Annotated in this window: 16 protein-coding genes; 11 read left to right on the top strand and 5 right to left on the bottom strand. The window is 66.8% G+C overall.

The features are described from left to right. Positions 1 to 171: 171 nt before the first annotated feature. Entirely contained in the window at positions 172 to 828 is a 657-nt protein-coding gene (gene yjgA, locus ACSFB7_RS23410) for a ribosome biogenesis factor YjgA (protein ID WP_435474429.1), read from the bottom strand. Between the two features lie 96 nt (positions 829 to 924). Here yjgA and pmbA point away from each other — a divergent pair, with 96 nt between their 5' ends. Together pmbA and ACSFB7_RS23400 are read left to right on the top strand one after the other, a co-directional pair. Then, positions 925 to 2,295 (top strand): metalloprotease PmbA, encoded by a 1,371-nt coding sequence (gene pmbA / locus ACSFB7_RS23405; RefSeq protein ID WP_435474427.1) that lies wholly within the window; start codon positions 925 to 927, stop codon positions 2,293 to 2,295. Positions 2,296 to 2,372: 77 nt separating this feature from the next. Continuing rightward, positions 2,373 to 3,323, top strand: a complete 951-nt coding sequence (locus ACSFB7_RS23400) for a helix-turn-helix domain-containing protein (protein ID WP_435474425.1) — start codon at positions 2,373 to 2,375, stop codon at positions 3,321 to 3,323. A 27-nt stretch (positions 3,324 to 3,350) separates the two neighbouring features. On the opposite strand, the gene ACSFB7_RS23395 is transcribed toward ACSFB7_RS23400, so the two are convergent. The 3 genes from ACSFB7_RS23395 to ACSFB7_RS23385 form a co-directional block, all read right to left on the bottom strand. Beyond that, positions 3,351 to 4,577, bottom strand: a complete 1,227-nt coding sequence (locus ACSFB7_RS23395; protein ID WP_435474423.1) for an MFS transporter — start codon at positions 4,575 to 4,577, stop codon at positions 3,351 to 3,353. A gap of 25 nt (positions 4,578 to 4,602) precedes the next feature. After that, positions 4,603 to 5,466 (bottom strand): alpha/beta fold hydrolase, encoded by an 864-nt coding sequence (locus tag ACSFB7_RS23390; protein WP_435474421.1) that lies wholly within the window; start codon positions 5,464 to 5,466, stop codon positions 4,603 to 4,605. A gap of 182 nt (positions 5,467 to 5,648) precedes the next feature. Beyond that, the gene (locus ACSFB7_RS23385; RefSeq protein WP_435474419.1) at positions 5,649 to 7,373 is read right to left on the bottom strand and encodes a M4 family metallopeptidase; all 1,725 of its coding nucleotides are present in this window, start codon (positions 7,371 to 7,373) and stop codon (positions 5,649 to 5,651) included. Between the two features lie 430 nt (positions 7,374 to 7,803). Here ACSFB7_RS23385 and ACSFB7_RS23380 point away from each other — a divergent pair, with 430 nt between their 5' ends. The 9 genes from ACSFB7_RS23380 (at position 7,804) to ACSFB7_RS23340 (ending at position 17,559) form a co-directional block, all read left to right on the top strand. Then, complete coding sequence (locus ACSFB7_RS23380; RefSeq protein ID WP_435474417.1) at positions 7,804 to 9,090, top strand: ABC transporter substrate-binding protein; 1,287 nt, start codon at positions 7,804 to 7,806, stop codon at positions 9,088 to 9,090. Beyond that, positions 9,090 to 9,962, top strand: a complete 873-nt coding sequence (locus ACSFB7_RS23375; RefSeq protein ID WP_435474415.1) for a carbohydrate ABC transporter permease — start codon at positions 9,090 to 9,092, stop codon at positions 9,960 to 9,962. Before ACSFB7_RS23380 ends, ACSFB7_RS23375 begins: the two co-directional genes overlap by 1 nt. Before the next feature lie 387 nt (positions 9,963 to 10,349). Next, positions 10,350 to 11,162 (top strand): carbohydrate ABC transporter permease, encoded by an 813-nt coding sequence (locus ACSFB7_RS23370; protein ID WP_435474725.1) that lies wholly within the window; start codon positions 10,350 to 10,352, stop codon positions 11,160 to 11,162. Between the two features lie 32 nt (positions 11,163 to 11,194). Further along, positions 11,195 to 12,298, top strand: a complete 1,104-nt coding sequence (locus ACSFB7_RS23365) for an ABC transporter ATP-binding protein (RefSeq protein WP_435474413.1) — start codon at positions 11,195 to 11,197, stop codon at positions 12,296 to 12,298. A gap of 30 nt (positions 12,299 to 12,328) precedes the next feature. Beyond that, positions 12,329 to 13,381: an NAD(P)-dependent alcohol dehydrogenase gene (locus tag ACSFB7_RS23360; RefSeq protein ID WP_435474411.1), complete on the top strand. Its 1,053-nt coding sequence runs from the start codon at positions 12,329 to 12,331 to the stop codon at positions 13,379 to 13,381. A 113-nt stretch (positions 13,382 to 13,494) separates the two neighbouring features. Beyond that, positions 13,495 to 14,316 carry an SDR family oxidoreductase gene (locus ACSFB7_RS23355; protein WP_435474409.1) on the top strand — a complete coding sequence of 274 codons (822 nt, stop codon included), beginning with the start codon at positions 13,495 to 13,497 and terminating at the stop codon, positions 14,314 to 14,316. Further along, a complete protein-coding gene (locus ACSFB7_RS23350; protein ID WP_435474407.1) occupies positions 14,316 to 15,647 on the top strand; it encodes a flavin-containing monooxygenase in 1,332 nt (443 codons plus the stop codon). Before ACSFB7_RS23355 ends, ACSFB7_RS23350 begins: the two co-directional genes overlap by 1 nt. Before the next feature lie 17 nt (positions 15,648 to 15,664). Further along, positions 15,665 to 16,567, top strand: coding sequence for a bile acid:sodium symporter family protein (locus tag ACSFB7_RS23345; protein WP_435474405.1), 903 nt, complete (start codon positions 15,665 to 15,667; stop codon positions 16,565 to 16,567). Next, complete coding sequence (locus ACSFB7_RS23340) at positions 16,540 to 17,559, top strand: SDR family oxidoreductase (RefSeq protein ID WP_435474404.1); 1,020 nt, start codon at positions 16,540 to 16,542, stop codon at positions 17,557 to 17,559. Before ACSFB7_RS23345 ends, ACSFB7_RS23340 begins: the two co-directional genes overlap by 28 nt. Here the strand turns inward: ACSFB7_RS23340 and ACSFB7_RS23335 are convergent. Beyond that, a complete protein-coding gene (locus ACSFB7_RS23335; RefSeq protein WP_435474402.1) occupies positions 17,546 to 18,451 on the bottom strand; it encodes a LysR family transcriptional regulator in 906 nt (301 codons plus the stop codon). The genes ACSFB7_RS23340 and ACSFB7_RS23335 overlap by 14 nt on opposite strands. Between the last annotated feature and the right edge of the window lie 69 nt (positions 18,452 to 18,520).

Below are 18,520 nucleotides of genomic sequence, written 5' to 3'. Positions count from 1 at the left end.
ACGATGCCGATGCGGACAGGGTCGAACGCGCTCATGGTCTGGCTCCTTCCCCTTCCGGGGGAAGGTGGGGATGGGGGCTTTCGGCCTTCGATGAAGCGCCGTGCGTGGCTGTAGGCCGTCGTGCCCCCACCCCGGCCCTCCCCCGGGAGGGGAGGGAGGAAGACAAGCCGCTCATGCGTCTTCTTCGCGATCTTGCGCCGCAGCCGCAGCCGCGTGGTCGGCACCGCCATGCACCGCCAGTTGCGCACGCACCAGCTGGAAGATCTCGCGGTAGGCCTTGCCCTGGCGCGGCGCTTCGCCGGCCGGGCCGGTCTTCATGTCCTTGCGCGCCTGGCGCACCAGCGCGCGCAGTTGCTGGGAATCGGTGGCCGGATGGGTTTCGATCCAGCCGCCGAGTGCGTCGTCGTCGGCAATCAGCCGGTCGCGCCAGCGTTCGGCCTCGTGCAGCGCTGCGGCTTCGGCCGCCGGCACGGTGTTCTGCTCGGTCAGGGCGAGCTTGACGGCCTCCAGCGTGGGCTCGTCGAGCTTGCGCATCAGCTTGCCGATGAACTGCATCTGGCGGCGCTTGCCCTCGAAATTGGTGATGCGCTTGGCCTCGGCGATGGCGTCGACCAGTTTTTCGCCCAGCGGCAGGGCGTCGAACAGGGCGGCGCGCAGGCCGAGCAGTTCCTCGCCGAGCTTTTGCAGTTCGTCGCTTTCGCGCTTGAGGTCGGTGCGGCTGGATTCGTCGGTGCCCTTGAGCTCACGCTTGAGTTCAAGGTCGAGTTCGCTGCCTTCGGCAACGAACTGGCCACGGACGAAATAGCCTTTTTTGGGTTTGCGGGACATGGAGTTGGATTCTGGGCCGCACCGTGCGGCGTTGCAATGTGCGCAACAGACAGTGGGAAAACGAGAAATAGGGGGCGCAAGTATCATAGCCACCACATGACGACATCCTCCTCGCGCGCCGATTCCGGCTTCGCCTACAGCCGCTCCTTCTTCGAAAACCTGGTCGACACGGCCTTGGCGCACGCCAAGAAGCTGGGCGCGACCGACGCCGGGGCCGAGGCCTCCGAGGGCTGCGGCCTGAGCGTCTCGGTCCGCAAGGGCGAACTCGAAAACGTCGAGCGCAACCGCGACAAGTCGCTGGGCATCACGGTCTACGTGGGCCACCGCCGCGGCAACGCCAGCACCTCCGACTTCTCCGAAGGCGCCATCAAGCAGACCGTGCAGGCGGCCTACGACATCGCCCGCTTCACCGCCGAAGACCCGGTGAGCGGCCTGCCGGACGAGGCAGACATCGCCAAGGAGCACCCCGAACTCGACCTCTTCCACCCCTGGGACGTGACGAGCGAGCAGGCCGCCAAGCTGGCGCTGGAGTGCGAAGAAGCGGCCCTGTCGACCGACAAGCGCATCACCAACAGCGAAGGCGCCGGCGTCTCGGCCCAGCAAAGCCATTTCTTCAGCGCCCACACGCACGGCTTTCGCGGCGGCTACGCCAGCTCGCGGCATTCGATTTCGGTCGCGCCCATCGCCGGCAAGGGCGACGGCATGCAGCGCGACGCCTGGTACAGCTCGATGCGCGCCGCCGACGAACTGGCCAGCCCGCAGGCCGTGGGCCGCTACGCCGCCGAACGGGCACTGAGCCGCCTGAAGTCGCGCAAGATCAAGACCACCGAATGCCCGGTGCTGTTCGAGTCGCCGCTGGCCGTGGGCCTGCTGGGTGGGCTGGTGCAGGCCGTGAGCGGCGGAGCGCTCTACCGCAAGAGCACCTTCCTGCTCGATTCGCTCGGCAAGCCCGTGCTGCCCAAGCACCTCGACATTGCCGAAGACCCGCACATCCTGCGCGGCAAGGGCAGCTCGCCCTTCGACGACGAAGGCGTGATCACCCGGGCGCGCAAGGTGGTCGATGCCGGCCGGCTCGAAGGCTACTTTCTCTCCACGTACTCGGCCCGCAAGCTGGGCATGAAGACCACCGGCAACGCCGGCGGCTCGCACAACCTGACGCTCAGCTCGCGCCTGACAAAGCACACCGACGACCTCGACGCCATGCTCGCCAAGCTGGGCACCGGCCTCTTCGTGATCGAGCTGATGGGGCAGGGCGTGAACTACGTGACCGGCGACTACTCGCGCGGCGCCAGCGGCTTCTGGGTCGACAAGGGCAAAATTGCCTTCCCGGTGCAGGAGATCACCATTGCCGGCAACCTCAAGGACATGCTGATGGGCATTGAAGCCGTCGGCGCGGATGCCTACACTTTCGGCGCCAAGACCACGGGGTCGGTGCTGGTGAACCGCATGAAGGTGGCCGGCGCCTGAGTCGGCGCCACCGCCCACTGCGATTGCGGCGCTGACCCGAAAGAACCCCGGCTTCGTTTCAGGCAGGGACATTCAGGATGAGCAGACACCACGCCGCACGCAAACCCGAACTGGAGCATGAGCTTCTGCGCGACCCGAGGCTGGGCTTCGAGCCCGCGCGCGGCGGCTCCGTGCGCTGCCTGCAGCACGGCGCGCCCTGGCCTTTCGACTGCTGGCACTACCACGATGAATACGAGCTGCAGTGCATCAACCGCAGCAGCGGCGATGCCTTCGTCGGCAACCACATCGGCCGCTTCGAGCCGGGCTACGTGGCGCTGGTGGGCGCGCGGCTGCCGCACACCTGGATCTCGCACGACGTGCCGCCCGAGGGCATTGCCGATCGCAGCATGGTCATTCACTTTCGCGACGAGCCGCTGCGCAAGGGCGTGGGCCTGTTCTCCGAGCTGGACGCGGTGGTGCCGCTGCTCGACCGGGCCCGGCTGGGTGTGGAGTTCTTCGGCATCGGCGATCTCGTGCGCGAGCGCTTTCGCCGCGTGCAGGCGCAAGACGGCATGGCCCGGCTCGCCGAGTTCATCAGCCTGCTGCACGAGCTGGCCAACTGGCCCGACTGGAGACAGATTTCCAGTTCGGCCGAGCCGGCGGGCGAAGACCCGAGCGCCAACACCCGCATGCGCCGCGTGCTCGACTACCTCGACCAGCACCTGACGGAGGAGCTTTCGCTGCCGGCCGTGTGCGCCGTGGCCAACATGGCCGAGAGCAGCTTCTCGCGCTACTTCCACAAGCACATGGGCGCCACTTTTACCGACTTCGTCACGCGCCTGCGCATCGCCAAGGCTTGCGAGATGCTGCAGGTGTCGGACCAGTTGGTGAGCGACATCTGCTACGAGGTGGGCTTCTCGAACCTGGCGAATTTCAACCGGCGCTTTTTGCAGCTCAAGGGCATGACGCCCTCGGCTTACCGGCATCAGGCGCAGGACCGCTTCGGCCTGCGTACGGCGCAGAACACGCCGCTTGCGACCACGGCCTGAACCTGCGACCCCGCAGCAGCAGCGGCATCAGGGGTTTGAATCCTGCGGCGTCAGGTGCCGGGTCATCGCCCAGAACACCAGCGCGAGGCCACTGACAAGCGCTCCCGCAGCGCAGACGCCGTTCCAGCCCGCATGGGCGTACACCATCGTCGAGGCCATCGACCCGGTGGCCGAGCCGATGGAATAGAAGATCATGTAGCCACCGGTCAGCCGGCTCTGGGCCTCCGGGCGCACGCGGTAGATCAGGCTCTGGTTGGCCACGTGCACCGACTGCAGCCCGAAGTCGATCATGACGACGCCGGCCACCATCGCCCAGATGGACCACGGCAACAAGGCGATGAGCGCCCACGACAGCAGCATGGCCGCCAACCCGATGCCGGTGACGCGTTGGGCGCGTCCGCGGTCCGACTGGCGGCCCGCCCGCGCGGCACCCAGAACGCCGGCAACGCCCGCCAGGCCGAACAGGCCCACCTGCGTGTGCGAGAGCGAGAACGGCGGCGCCGTCAGCGGCAGCACCATCGGCGTGAGCATCATCGTGATGGCCATGAAGATCAGCATGGCCAGCACCGAGCGGACCCGCAGCACCGGCTCCTGCGCGAAGAGCGTGAACACCGAGCGGATCAACTGCAGGTACGACATGCCCGTTGCCGGTCGCGCATGCCTCGGAAGCGCCATCCACAACAGCCCTGACACAACCAGCGTGGCTGCCGCCGACGCCAGGTACACCGCGCGCCAGCCGAAGAGATCCGACAGGCTGCCCGAGACCGCACGCGCCAGCAGGATGCCGAGGATGATGCCGCTGGTGACGGTGCTGACCATGCGCCCGCGCTCGCCCGGCGCTGCCATGCTCGCCGCGTACGCGACCAGCACCTGCGTCACGACCGCCAGCAGGCCGACGGCCGCCATCGCCGGCAACAGGATCGCCGCGCGGGGCGCCAGTGCGACGCACAGCAGCGCGACGACCGACAGCAGCGATTGCCCGACGATCAACCGCCGCCGGTCGATCAGGTCGCCCAGCGGAACGACCAGCAGGAGCCCCAGGCCGTAGCCGACCTGGGTGATGGTGACGACCGCGCCGACCGTGGCGGGCCGGATGCCGAAGGTGTCGGCCAGCGTGTCCAGCAGCGGCTGGGCGTAGTAGACGTTGGCCACCGCGAGTCCGCAGGCGACTGCGAACAGCAGCGCCAGCGCACCCGATATCGATGGCGTGGGGCAGCGGGTCCCGGCCGTTGCCGAATCGATGTTCAAGTCCATGGCGATGTTTCCTGGCACCGTGGCTTCAGGTGCTCAGCGCGTCATGGAAATGCGCGATGTGAACGGCGATGGCCTCCCCGAGCTCTTCGAGCGCGAAGTGGCCGGTGTCGAGCAGCTTGAAGTCGACCTGCCTCAGATCGCGTTGGTACGGGTAGGCGCCCGACGGCGGAAAGATCACGTCGTTGGCACCCCAGACGACCAGCATCGGCGGCTGGTGCTGCCGGAAGTAAGCCTGCCAGACGGGGTAGAGCGGCAGGTTGCTCCGGTAGTCGTACAGCAGCGCGGCCATCGCGTCCTTGTTGCCGGGGCGCGCCAGCAGGGCGCGCTGCAGCAGCCAGTTGTCGGGGTCGATGCGTTCCACGTCCTTCACGCCGTGGGTGTAGTTCCATGCCAGGGCCTCGTCCGACATGGCGGCCTCGCGGATCCTGGCGTAGTTGGCGGTCGACGGGTCTTTCCACAGCGCGCGGGCCAATCCCCAGAAGTCGTCCGGCAGGCCTTCCTCGTAGGCGTTGGCGTTCTGCACCACCAGGAAGTCGACCTTGTCCGGTCGGCGGGTGGCCAGACGGAAGCCGACCGGGCCGCCGAAGTCCTGCATGTAGAGGCCGTAGCTTTCAAGACCGAGCTGGTCGACAAGCTTTCCGACGATGTCCGCAAGGCTGTCGAAGGTGTAGCTGAACTCCACGACCGACGGCGCCTCGCTGTGCCCGAAGCCGGGGTAGTCCGGCGCGATGACGTGGAAGCGGTGGGCCAGCCGCCCGATCAGCTCCCGGTACATGAAGGACGAGGCCGGAAAGCCGTGCAGCAGAAGCAGGGTCGGCAGCGCGGGGTCGCCTGCCTCGCGGTAGAAGATCTTCAGTCCGTCGACGGTGGTGGTGCGGTAGTGGGTCATGGGGCTTGCGGCGGTGGCCGGTTGTGGTTGCAAAAGAAGACCGGATGGATTCTAGTGATCTAGTTTTATATTGCAACCAATGAGAGCAAGGCCGTGCCGCAGGCACGCGTCGCACGCGCGTTCCGACGAAAGCCGGCGCAGTGCCGCGCCGGCTTGCGCTTCATCGCATCACAACAGCCAGGTCATTGCACCGACACCGCGCTCCAGGCGCGGGTGACGGCGGCCTGCTCCGCCGAGTTGGCACCGTACAGGTCGGTGGCCGCGCGGATCGATGCCGCGCGAGCATTCGGGTAGGTCGAGCTGGAGTTCAGGTACACGGTCAGCGCGCGGTACCAGATCCTGCCGGCCTTGTCGCGCCCGATGCCTGCAAGGCTTGTGTCGCCGTTGCACACCAGGTCGCTCTTCGCCAGCCTGCTTTCGCCGGTGGGCACCACCGCGCCTTCGGCCAGCAGGTAGAAGAAGCGGTTGCCCACGCCGGACGTGAGGTGCGGGTCATGACGGGGATTCACCTGTGTGCTCTTGAAGCCGCCCTGCGGATAGCAGACGTACGAGCGCCCGTCGACGTCCTGCTTGTACATCTTGCGCAGGCCGCCGGCCAGGATCCTTGCGCCGATGACGTAGTTGCCCGGATCGTTCGCGTTGTTCGCGTAGAACTTGACGAGGGTCCCGAAGATGTCGGAGTTCGCTTCGTTCAGGCCGCCGGCGTCGCGCGAGTAAGCCAGGTTCGCGGTGGCCTGGTTCACGCCGTGGCTCATCTCGTGCCCGGCAACGTCGATGGACACCACCGGCTTCGGCAGCGCGGTGCCCGCTTCGCCGTCGCCGTAGGCCATCATGCGGCCCTCGCTCAGCCATGCGGCATTCGCGCCCGTGGTGGAGCCGTCCTGGTTGAGGAACAGCACGTGCGCATAGCTCTGCACGCCCTTGCCGTCGTTGAAGATGCCATTGCGGCCGTGGGTGTCCTTGTAGTAGTCCCAGGTCTTGGTCAGGCCGTAGTTGATGTCGACCGCGACGGTCTTGCGATCGGTGGTGGTGCCGTTGCCCCACTTGTTGTCGGGGCTGGTGAACGGCGTCAGGTCGGGCGAGTCCGCAAGGTCGGTGTACACCGAGTCGCGCCCGTCGATCACTTCGCCGCCGCCGCGCGTCGGGTCGACCATGCGATAGGCGTTGTTGCCGGTCTGGTCGGTGGCGATCTGCAGGTCGCCGTAGTACAGCGACTTGCCGGTGCCCGTGGCGGCCGCGGTGTGCACGAGGTCCTCGGCGTCCAGCAGCTTGCCGTCGCGCGCATCGACGTAGTAGACGACGGCGCTTCCGTGCGCAGCGGTGGCCCTGCCGTACACGCGCACCGCATAGGCCAGCACCGGCGTCTCGTCGCGCGCGAAGACGACGAGCTCGGGCGTGCCGTAGCGCATCACCGCGCTGGCGAAGCTCTGTGCGGCGATGCTCTTGGCGCGCTCGGCGCCGATGTCGGGCGCGTTCTGGATCACGGTGCGCCCGCCGACCTTGCCCAATGTCTCGGGCAGGCGGATGGCGCTCTTTTGCGTCAGGTCGGACTGGAGCAGCCGGCCCTGGCTCGAATGCACGATCACGTCGCCGCCGATCACGCGCAGGCCGTCGTGATAGCGGTCGAAGCGCACGTGCTCGGTGCCGTCCTTGTCCACGATCACGTCGCGCGCCTTGAACTGATCGCCGCTGCCGGGCAGCGCCGGCTTGGCGGCCGCGCCGGATGCCATCGACCGGCCCGAGGGCGAGGCAGCAGGATGCGTTGCAACGCTGAAGCTCGACGGGTTGCTCTGGATCAACGCCAGTGCGCGGTCGACCGCCGCCTGTCGGTCCGCCTCGGCGGCGAAGGCGACATGCCCCACCACGGTCAGCACGGCGACAACGAGAACTCTGAGTCTGGTTTTCATAGGCATTCCACAAAAGGTGATGTAAGGGGTAGACACATACCGGCCCGACCGCCGCTTGTGGCGCCGGTCATTGGCCGCGTGCATTACAGCCGGGATGCCATGGAGCGTCGATACGCGGGAAGTAGTCGATAACGCAGGATTTCCGCGTGCGCGCGAGCGGCCTTCACACCTTCGTGTTGCTATCGATACGAAGGAGGTACAGGCGCGATGGAAGGGAACCGCATCGGGCAAACCCTATGCGGTTTGCCCTGGCCGTGAGGCAACCGATACGCATCTGCCCCCGGCAAAACCCCGAGCCGGCTGGTCATGAAAATACCAGCGCCCCGGCTCGCGTGTACGCGGCGCCGCGCTGCCGGTGCCTACGCTTCGTCCCACCTGTTCCTGCCGCGATTTGCCGGCGATCCACGACAGGCTCAAAGGAGACGAAGCGATGGCTGTTCAAGAAAACCGGCAACGGATGGTGGGCTGCGCGATGCTGATCGCGGCGCTGGGCGCATGGGGCGGCGCGGCCCAGGCCCAACAGGTCTGCAAGGAGGACGTGCGCGTCCTGTCCCAGCCCCGTGACGGGCTGACCCTGCTCGAGAAGTACAAGGACGAGTTCAAGGCCCTGAGCGGCGTCTCGTTCAACATCGACAACCTCAACGAGAACGACCGCCGCACCAAGACCCGCGCCGACGCCTCGACCGTCGGCAAGTACAACGTGTACTACGTGGACGAGGCCAACGTGCCGTTGTTCGCGCAGTCCAAGTGGATCGTGCCGCTGGCCAAGTACTACCCGGCCGACTACGACTTTGCCGACTTCGACCCGGGCCGCCAGAAGGTCGCGACCTTCGCGGGGCAGGCCTGGTTCGCGCCGCTCACCGGTGGTGGCGACCTGCTGGTCTACCGCAAGGACCTGCTGGAAAAAGCCGGCGTGAAGCCGCCGACCACGCTCGATGAATTCGTTGCCGCAGCGAAGAAGCTCAACGACCCGGCCAACGGCATCTACGGCGTGGCGTTGCGCGGCCAGCGCGGCTCGGGCGCCAACGTGTGGCGCTGGATGCCGTTCTTCCGCGGCTATGGCGGCCAGTGGTTCGACGGCGACAAGCCGGTCTTCAACTCGCCCGCCGCGTTGAAGGCCACGCAGACCTACCTCGAACTGTTCAAGTACTCCGCACCCGGCACCAAGACCGGCAGTTGGGACGAATCCACCGGCGCCTTCCTCGCGGGCAAGGTCGCGCTGCTGGTCGAGTCGACGCCGCTGGCCGGCAACGCGCTCGACCCCAAGACCTCGACCGTGATCGGCAAGGTCGCCTACCTGCCGCCGCCCACGCCGCTGACCGGTGGCGGCTACGGCCACGGCCTGGCGATCGGCGCCAAGGCCAACAAGACCGAAGAGGCGAAGCAGTGCGCGGGCCTCTTCGTCGCCTGGGCCACCTCGAAGAAGCAGGAGCAGCGGCGCCTGGCCGAAGGCCAGTTCAGCGAACTCAACCGCACCAGCGTGCTGGGCAGCCCCGAGTTCGCCAAGCGCTACGGCGCCGACCTGGGCAAGGCGCTGGCCGACACCGGCAAGGTCACAGCGGTGAATTTCTGGCAGGACGCGTTGTGGCCCGACCTGGGCGACCGCTGGGGGATCATCCTGGAAGAGCTGATCACCGGTTCGCGCACCGACATCCAGGGCGGGCTCGATGAACTCGACGCGTATGCCAAGCAACTGATCGCACGGCGCAAGAAGTGATGGCAGCCAGGGAGAGAAAAAAGACGAGGCTGCCAGTCGTCTTCATCGGGCCGGGCTTGCTGGTGCTCGCGGTCCTGGCGCTGGTGCCGACGCTGTTCGCGATCGGCATCTCGCTGCAGGACCGCGAGCTGGGCAGTACCGATTCGGGCTGGGTCTGGTTCACGAACTACATCCAGCTGTTTTCCGACCGTCGCTTCATCAACTCGGTGGGCGTGTCGCTCACCTGGGAGGTGGTGACGGTCAGTGCAACGATGGTGCTGGCGGTGCTGCTGGGCGTGCTGCTGTTCCAGTGCACGACCGCGCGTTGGCGCAATGTGTTGTGCATGCTGTTCATCGTGCCGGTGCTGCTGCCGCGCGTGTCGGCCGCCTTCGTGTGGAAGTTCGCCTTCCACCCGCTGTTCGGCCTGTTGACGTGGCCCTACAAGGCGATCACGGGCGAGCCGCTCGACCTGTTGGCCAACCCGCACACGGCGCTGCTGACGGTGGCGTTCGTCGACGTGTGGCAGTGGGGGCTGTTCTTCGCGGTCATCGTGCTGAAGCTGCTCGAAACATTGCCGCCGCAGCCTTTCGAGGCCGCACGCATGGACCACGCGAAGACCTGGGAGGTCTACACCTATGTCGCGTTGCCGATGCTGAAGGCACCGCTCATCAGCCTGACCTTCGTGAAGATGGTCGAGTCGCTGCGTGCCTTCGACCTGATCTACGTGATGACGCGCGGAGGGCCGGGCATCTCGACCGAGACGCTGGACATGTACGCCTTCTCGCAGGGCTTCATCGAGTCGGGGCGCATCTCGTATGCGTCGAGCATGGCGGTGCTGATGATGGTCGCGTCGACTGTGGCGTTCACCTACATCTGGAAGTGGACGCGATGAATTTCCGTCTTTCTGTTTGTCGCGTTGTGCTTGTTTCGAGGCGCTGCTTTTCAGGGCGACGCTCACGCCGACACGGTGCTCTTTTTCGCGAATGTCCCCCGCTTCGCTCCTCCTTTATTTCGCGAAAAAGAGCCCCGTATCGGCGCGAGCGTTGGACAGAGTGGTTGTTGATCGGCTGCACACCAGCAGCGTGTCCCTGTGCGAATGGCACCAGGTGCTCCCCGCAGCGAAATAAAGGAGGAGCGAAGCGGGGGACATTCGCGGAGGGGAGCACCTGGTGTCATTCGCACGCGCCCCGAACAAGACCCCGCAAAAAGCACAGCGCAGCAAGCACCGCGATGGTGGAGAACTGAATTGACGACATCCCAAAAGAAGAAACCGTTCCCCCTGGGCACGCTGCTAGCGCGGCTGGTGCTGATCGGCGCCGGACTCTCAGCGCTGATCCCCGTGCTCTGGACCTTTCTCAACTCGTTCAAGAACCGGGTCGATATCGTCTCCGCCGTGCCGAAGTTCATCTTCACGCCGACATTGGAGAACTACATCTACGTGCTCAGCCGCGAGGCGGTGGCGCAAGGGCTGCTCAACTCGATCGTCGTGGTCGGCGCGGCCGTCATCATCGGCGCGCTGCTCGGGCTGCCCGCTGCCTATGCGCTGGCGCGCTACCCGCTGCGCTGGGCCAACGACATCCAGTTCTTCGTGCTGTCGATGCGCTTCCTGCCGCCCGTGGCGGTGGCGATTCCGCTCATGGTCATCTGGCTGCAACTGGAGCTGTACGACACCCGCTTCGCGCTGATCGTCACCTACACGCTGCTCACGCTCTCGACCGTCATCTGGCTAGCCATTCCCGCCTTCAAGGCCGTACCCAAGGAAGTGGAAGAGGCAGGCCGCGTCGATGGCTACGGGCCCTACGCGATCTTCTTCAAGGTGGCGCTGCCCATTGCCGCGCGCTCGCTGCTCGGCGCCATCGCCTTCGGCTTCGTGCTGGTGTGGAACGAGTTCCTCATCGCGCTGATGCTCACCACGTCAGATGCCAAGACACTGCCCATCGTGGCCTCGGAGCTGAGCCAGCTCGGGCGCGACGTGCCCTGGGGCATCTTGAATGCCTCGGTCATTCTGCTGTCGCTGCCGCCGCTCCTGATGGTCGGCGTGCTCAGCGGTTTTCTCAATGCGGCGTTCAAGCGCAAGCGCGACGCGGCATGAGCCAGATCATTCCTTTTCCGCAGAAAAACAATATGTCCGCAATCAGCTGTCACAACATCATCAAGCGCTATGGCGACACGCAGGTCGTCCACCCCTTCGACCTCGACGTGGCCGACAACGAGTTCGTCGTGTTCCTCGGCCCCTCGGGCTGCGGCAAGTCGACCATCCTGCGCATGCTCGCGGGGCTGGAAGACATCTCGGGTGGCGACCTGCTGATCGGAGGCCAGCGCGTGAACGACCTGCCGCCGCAAGAGCGCGGCATCGCCATGGTGTTCCAGAACTACGCGCTGTATCCGCACATGAGCGTGCGCGACAACATCGCCTTCGGGCTCAAGCGCCTGAAGGTGCCCAAGCCCGAGATCGACCAGCGCATCAAGGAGGTGTCGGACACGCTGGGACTGGAGCGTTATCTGCAACGCAAGCCCACCGAGCTGTCGGGCGGCCAGCAGCAGCGCGTGGCCATTGCGCGCGCCATAATCAAGACGCCGAAGGTGTTCTTGTTCGACGAGCCGCTGTCGAACCTCGACGCCAAGCTGCGCAACCACATGCGCATCGAGATCGCCAAGCTGCACCAGTCGCTGAAGACCACCACCGTGTACGTGACGCACGACCAGCACGAGGCGATGACGCTGGCCGACCGCATCGTGCTGCTGCGCGACGGGCGCATCGAGCAGGTCGGCTCGCCGCGCGAGATCTACGAGCGGCCGTGCTCGGCCTTCGTGGCCGGCTTCATCGGCACGCCGCCGATGAACCTGATCGAGATGTCGGTGCGCGATGTGGGCGGCCATTTCGAGCTGTCGGGGCGCGAGGGCACGGTGCACGTGGACGCGCGCCGCTTTTCGCTCGCGGGCCGGGAGCGCGTGACGCTGGGCGTGCGCCCCGCGCACCTGCTGGTCGACACCGACGGCGGGCGGGGCGGTGGCTTCTCGGGCGAGGTGCAGCTCGTCGAATACCTGGGCAACGAAGTGCTGGTGAGCTTCAGCCAGGGCGATGGCGAGATCGCCGCGCTGATGCCGTCCGCGCAATGCCCGCGCTTGCGGGACCGCGTGCGCTTCGTGGCCGACCCGGCGCAGGTGCACCTGTTCGACATCGACACCGGGGCTTCGCTGCTGCGCAGCGACGCCCCCTTGCACTGACACATCAAACGTTCCCATAGGAAGATAGAAATGAAAGCACTGGTTCTGGAAAAGGCGCATGAGCTTGCGTTGCGCGATATCGACGTTCCCCTTCACATGGGCCCGCGCGACGTGAAGATCCGCATGCACACCGTGGGTGTGTGCGGCAGCGACGTTCACTACTACCGGCACGGCGGCATCGGCCCCTACATCGTGGACGCGCCGATGATCCTGGGCCACGAGGCCTCGGGCGTGGTGACGGAAGTGGGCGCAGAGGTCACGCACCTGAAGCCCGGCGACCGCGTGTGCATGGAGCCCGGCATTCCGCAGATGGATTCGCGCGCGACGCTCGAAGGCATCTACAACCTCGACCCCGCCGTGCGCTTCTGGGCCACGCCGCCCATTCACGGTTGCCTCACGCCCTTCGTAGTGCATCCGGCGGCCTTCACCTTCCGCATGCCCGACAACGTGAGCTTTGGCGAAGGCGCCATCGTCGAGCCGCTGGCCATCGGCCTACAGGCTGCGAAGAAGGCGGCGCTGAAGCCGGGCGACGTGGCGGTCGTGATCGGCGCCGGCACCATCGGCGCGATGACGGCGCTGGCCGCGCTCGCGGGTGGTGCGGCGCGCGTGATCCTGGCGGACCTCGTGCCCGAGAAGCTGGCGCTGTTCGCCGACAACCCGGCCGTGACCACCGTCAACGTGCGCGACGTCGATCTCGCCGAAGCCGTGAAGACCCTGACAGATGGCTGGGGCGCCAACGTGGTGTTCGAGGCCAGCGGCAGCACACGCGCCTTCGACAACATCTTCGACCTGCTGTGCCCCGGTGGTTGCCTCGTGCTGGTGGGCATGCCCGGCAACAAGGTGCCCCTGGACATCGTGGCGATCCAGGCGAAGGAGGTGCGCATCGAGTCGGTGTTCCGCTACGCCAACATCTTCCCGCGCGCGCTGGCGCTTATCGCGTCGGGGCAGGTCGATGTGAAGCCCTTCATCTCGCGCACCTTCGCGTTCGACGATGGCGTCCGCGCTTTCGAGGAAGCAGCCGCAGGGCGGGCGACCGACGTGAAGATCCAGATCGAGTTTCCACAAGAGCCCGTGGCTGCCTGATTTTTTCAGCGTCCCTTCAGCATGGCCGCCCCGGGCAAGGGGAAATGCCGGGGGACGCGGCGCGGATGCGCGGCTAAAGTGGCCGGGTTTTGCCACCCGGAGCCATCGCGCCTATGTCTCTCGCGTTTCGCAACGTCGTCCTCACCGGGGCCTGTGGTGGCCTGGGTCAGGCGTTGGCGCGCGAGCTGATCGACGGCGGTGTGCAGGTGGCACTGGTCGGACTCGATGCGGAGCGGCTTGCAGCGCTGGCTGCGTCGGCATCCGCACGCTGCGCCGTCTATACGCCTGATGTGTCGGACGGGCCTGCGATGCGGGCCATGGCCGCTGACTGGACATCGCGCTTCGGCGTGCCCGATCTGGTGATCGCCAACGCCGGCGTTGCAGGCGGCTACGACACGGGCGAGGCCGATGACCTCGACGTGTTCCGCCGCATGCTCGAAATCAATTTGCTCGGCGCGGCCACCACCTTCCAGCCATTCGTCGGTGCCATGCGCACGCAGCGGCGTGGTGCACTGGTCGGCGTGGCCAGCATCGCCGGCTGGCGCGGCATGCCGGGCAACGGCGCCTACTGCGCGAGCAAGGCCGGCCTGATCCGTTATCTCGAAAGCCTGCGCGCCGAACTGCGCGAGACGGGCCTCACGGTGCACACCATCAGCCCCGGCTACATCCGCACCGCGCTCACGGCCGGCAACCGCTTTGCGATGCCGGGCCTGCTCGAAGCCGAAGCCGCGGCCCACCAGTTGCTGGCAGGCGTGAGTGCGGGCCGCGAAAAGATCGTGCTGCCGCGCCGCATCGGCTGGCTGTCGAAGGCGCTCGACCTGCTGCCCGAAAAACTGCACGACCGCGTGCTGCGCGGCCAGCCGCGCAAGCCGCGCGTAGGTGAAGTCGGCGCCACCGCCATTCCCGGACTTTCTTCGAAGGAACCCCCTCCCTGATGTCTGATGCCGCCGTACCGACCCATGAACAGATCGCGCTGATCGGCGCTGGCCCTTCCGGCCTGGCCGGCGCGCGCAACCTGCAAAAGCACGGCGTGCCGTTCCAGGGCTTCGAGGCGCACAGCGACGTGGGCGGCCTGTGGGACATCGACAACCCACGCTCCACCGTCTACCACTCGGCGCACCTGATCTCCAGCAAGACCACCACCGAGTTCGCCGAATACCCGATGCCGGATACGGTGGCCGACTACCCGAGCCATCGCGAGCTACGTCGCTACTTCGGCGACTTCGCCGATCACTTCGGCCTGCGTGAGCACTTCCGCTTCAACACGCGCGTGCTGCGCATCGAACCGGTGAGCGATGCACCCGACACGCGCTGGCGCGTGAGCATCGATGCGGGCGACGGCAAGATCGAGACCGCCGAATACAAGGGCGTGGTGATCGCCAACGGCACGCTCGCCGAGCCCAAGCGGCCGCAGTTCGAAGGCCGCTTCGACGGCGAGTTGCTGCACACCAGCGGCTACAAGCACCCCGAGCTGTTCAAGGACAAGCGCGTGCTGATCGTCGGTGCCGGCAACTCGGGCTGCGACATCGCGGTCGATGCGGTGCACTACGCAAAGAGCGTCGACATCTCGGTGCGGCGCGGCTACTACTTCGTGCCCAAGTACGTGTTCGGCAAGCCGGCCGACACGCTGGGCGGCAAGCGTCCGCTGCCGCCGTGGCTCAAGCAGAAGATCGATTCGACCGTGCTCAAGTGGTTCACCGGCGACCCGGTGCGCTTCGGCTTTCCGAAGCCCGACTACAAGATGTACGAGTCGCACCCCATCGTGAATTCGCTGGTGCTGCACCACGTGGGCCATGGCGACATCGGCGTGCGCGGCGACATCGCACGGCTCGATGGGCACACGGTGCATTTCAAGGACGGCAGCGCGCGCGACTACGACCTGATCCTGGCCGCGACCGGCTATGCGCTGCACTACCCGTTCATCGACCGCGAACTGCTCAACTGGCACGGCATGGCGCCGCGCCTGTACCTGAACATCTTCGCGCCGCGCTTCGAGAACATCGCGGTGCTCGGGATGATCGAAGCGAGCGGCATCGGCTGGCAAGGGCGCTATGAGCAGGCCGAGCTGGTGGCGCGCTACTTCCGCGCGAAGGCCGCGGGCTCGCCGAAGGCGGTGGCGCTGCGCGCGGCGGTGCAGGGGTCGCCACCCGACCTGTCGGGCGGCTTCAAGTACCTGCAGCTCGAACGCATGGCGTACTACGTGCACAAGGACACTTACCGCGCGGCCGTTCGCAGCGCGGCTGCGGCGCTGGCCGACTCACCCTGAACGAGGCCACGACCACCATGCTGCCCGTCGACGAGATCCGCCTTCACTTCAACCCCGCGTCGCTGGTGCTGCTCAACGTGGTGCTGGGCTTCCTGATGTTCGGCATTGCGCTGGACACGCGCATCGCCGACTTCAAGCGCGTGGCGCGCATGCCAGGCGCAATGGCGGTGGGCATCGGTGCGCAGTTCATCGTGCTGCCGGCCGTGACCTTCGTGCTCACGCTGATCCTGAAGCCGGGGCCGAGCATCGCGCTGGGCATGATCCTGGTGGCCTGCTGTCCGCCGGGCAACATCTCGCAGATCCTCACGCACCGCGCGGGCGGCAACGTAGCGCTGTCGGTGTCGATGACGGCGATCTCGAATGCGCTCTCGATCGTGGTGATGCCGCTGAACTTCGCGTTCTGGGGTGGCATGCATCCGACTGCGTCGGCGCTGCTCAAGACCATCGCGCTCGACCCACTGGACATGCTGGGCCACATCGTGATGATCATCGGCATTCCCTTCGTGCTGGGCGTGGCCTGCGCGCACACGCTGCCGGGGCTCACGGCGCGCATCAAGAAGCCGGTGGGCATCGTGAGCTTCATTGCGCTGATCGTGTTCATCGTCGGGGCCATCGCGGGCAACTGGCGCTTCTTTCTCGACTACGTGGGGCTGGTGTTGCTGGCGGTGGTGATCCACGATGCGCTGGCTTTCGGCACGGGCTACCTGTGCGCGCGGCTGTCGGGGCTGCGCGACTACGACCGGCGCGCGGTGGCCATCGAGGTCGGCATCCGCAACTCGGGGCTCGGGCTGGTGCTGATCTTCAGCTTCTTCGGCGGGCTGGGCGGCATGGCCGTGGTAGCGGGTGTGTGGGGCTTCTGGGACATCATCGCGGGCCTGGCGCTCGCGAGCTGGTGGCGGCGCAAGCCGGTGGTGCCGTGAGCGACGAAGGCGCGGCCGCACGGCGCGTGCTCGTGACGGGCGGCGATGGCTTTCTCGGGCGTGGGTTGCTGGCGGCGCTGGCCGGGCAGGGCACGCTCGAAGCCCTTGTTTCCCTCGATGTGCGAGAGGTGCCGGCAGAGCGGCGGCTGCCGGGTGTGGTCTATCAGGCGCAGGACGTGCGCGATCCGGCCATCGCGCAGACGCTGGCCGCGCACGCCATCGACACGGTTGTGCACCTTGCGTCCATCGTCACGCCCGGCAAGGGATCGAATCGCGCCTTCGAGCATTCGGTCGACGTGGGCGGCACGCGCAATGTGCTCGACGCCTGCGTGACGCAGGGCGTGCGGCACATCGTGGTGTCGTCGAGCGGCGCGGCCTATGGCTATCACGCCGACAACCCGGCGTGGATCACCGAGTCGCAGCCGTTGCGGGGCAACGCGGTGTTCGCCTATGCCGACCACAAGCGGCAGGTGGAAGAGATGCTGGCCGACTATCGCACTCGGCATCCCGCGCTGGCGCAGACGGTGCTGCGCATCGGCACCATCCTCGGCGAGCATGTCGACAACCAGATCACCGCGCTGTTCGAGAAGAAGCGGCTGATCGCCATTCGCGGCAGCGCCAGCCCCTTCGTGTTCATCTGGGACGAAGACGTGACGGGCGCCATCGCCCATGCACTCGGCGGCGCACCGGCCGGTTGCTACAACCTCGCGGGCGATGGTGCGCTGGCCATCCATGAGATCGCCTCGCGGCTCGGCAAGCGGGCGATCGACTGGCCGGCTGGTGTGTTGAAGACGGCGCTGGCGGTGGGGTCGGCGCTGGGCGTGAGTCGTTATGGCCCCGAGCAACTCGACTTCTTGCGCTACCGGCCGGTGCTGCTCAACACGGCGCTGAAGGAGCGCTTCGGCTATGTGCCGCGCAAGACCAGCGGCGAGGCCTTCGATGCCTTCGTGGCAGCGCGGGCGCGGCAGGGGCGGCCGGTCACTTCTTCGTAGCTTCTTCCGGCGGGGCGATCAGGTGTTCGAGCATGCGCCGGGCATTGAGCGGCAGGTCTTCGGATGAGCGCACGCAGGCCATCAGCGTGCGTTCGGCCCAGACATCGGTGAGCGAGGCCCGCGCGATCTTCATCGAACGGGCGCAGCGTTCGGCGGCGGTCTGCGGCACGATGCCCACGCCGATGCCGTACTCGACCATGCGGCACACGGCCTCGAAGTTGCGCACGCGCACCCGATAGGCCAGATGCTTGCCGAGCGCACGCACATGCTGCGTGATCAACTGCTGCAGCGCGCTGTCGGCGGGCAGGCCCACGAATTCGCTGTCGACCACATCGGCCAGTTGCACGCGCCGGCGCGAGGCCAGCGCGTGGCCGCGCGGCATCACCAGCACGAGGTCGTCGCGGCGGAAGGGATGGCATTCAAGGCCTTCGCTGTCGATGGCGTCGGAGACGATGCCGATGTCGCACAGGCCGCCGCGCAGCGCTTCCACGGTGTCGGGGCTGGCGCGTTCTTCGAGGTCGACCGAGATGCGCGGGTGCTCCGCGAGAAAGCGGCTCAGCACCTCGGGCAGGTGCTCGGTCAACGCCGAGGTGCCGCACATGAAGCGCACGTGGCCTTTCAGGCCCTGGCCGTATTCGCCGAGTTCGCCGCGCAGCCGCTCCATCTGTTGCAGCACGACGCGCGCATGGTGCAGCAGCGTGCGGCCGGCCTCGGTGGGGCGCACGCCCTGTGCGTGGCGGGTGAGCAGCGGCGTGCCGAGCGCGTCTTCCATGCCGCGCACGCGCTGGCTGGCCGAAGCGAGCGTCATGTGCGAACGCTGCGCGCCTGCAGTCAGGCTGCCGGCCTCGACAACATGGAGGAAGAGCCGCAGGTCGGTGAGATCGAATCGCATGATGGCCGCAAGTTAGCACGCCAGCCTCAGTCTGTGCCTGAGGCTGGCTGCGCCAATGCCGCATTTTCA

Source organism: Variovorax raffinosi (genome assembly GCF_051216615.1).
Classification (GTDB): domain Bacteria; phylum Pseudomonadota; class Gammaproteobacteria; order Burkholderiales; family Burkholderiaceae_C; genus Variovorax.
Note: the sequence above shows the minus strand (reverse complement) of the source record. Positions and strands in the feature narration are given on the sequence as shown.

Coding starts and splice junctions, on each gene's coding strand:
- yjgA (WP_435474429.1), bottom strand. CDS start 828: ATGTCCCGCAAACCCAAAAAAGGCTATTTCGTCCGTGGCCAGTTCGTT.
- pmbA (WP_435474427.1), top strand. CDS start 925: ATGACGACATCCTCCTCGCGCGCCGATTCCGGCTTCGCCTACAGCCGC.
- ACSFB7_RS23400 (WP_435474425.1), top strand. CDS start 2,373: ATGAGCAGACACCACGCCGCACGCAAACCCGAACTGGAGCATGAGCTT.
- ACSFB7_RS23395 (WP_435474423.1), bottom strand. CDS start 4,577: ATGGACTTGAACATCGATTCGGCAACGGCCGGGACCCGCTGCCCCACG.
- ACSFB7_RS23390 (WP_435474421.1), bottom strand. CDS start 5,466: ATGACCCACTACCGCACCACCACCGTCGACGGACTGAAGATCTTCTAC.
- ACSFB7_RS23385 (WP_435474419.1), bottom strand. CDS start 7,373: ATGAAAACCAGACTCAGAGTTCTCGTTGTCGCCGTGCTGACCGTGGTG.
- ACSFB7_RS23380 (WP_435474417.1), top strand. CDS start 7,804: ATGGCTGTTCAAGAAAACCGGCAACGGATGGTGGGCTGCGCGATGCTG.
- ACSFB7_RS23375 (WP_435474415.1), top strand. CDS start 9,090: ATGGCAGCCAGGGAGAGAAAAAAGACGAGGCTGCCAGTCGTCTTCATC.
- ACSFB7_RS23365 (WP_435474413.1), top strand. CDS start 11,195: ATGTCCGCAATCAGCTGTCACAACATCATCAAGCGCTATGGCGACACG.
- ACSFB7_RS23360 (WP_435474411.1), top strand. CDS start 12,329: ATGAAAGCACTGGTTCTGGAAAAGGCGCATGAGCTTGCGTTGCGCGAT.
- ACSFB7_RS23355 (WP_435474409.1), top strand. CDS start 13,495: ATGTCTCTCGCGTTTCGCAACGTCGTCCTCACCGGGGCCTGTGGTGGC.
- ACSFB7_RS23350 (WP_435474407.1), top strand. CDS start 14,316: ATGTCTGATGCCGCCGTACCGACCCATGAACAGATCGCGCTGATCGGC.
- ACSFB7_RS23345 (WP_435474405.1), top strand. CDS start 15,665: ATGCTGCCCGTCGACGAGATCCGCCTTCACTTCAACCCCGCGTCGCTG.
- ACSFB7_RS23335 (WP_435474402.1), bottom strand. CDS start 18,451: ATGCGATTCGATCTCACCGACCTGCGGCTCTTCCTCCATGTTGTCGAG.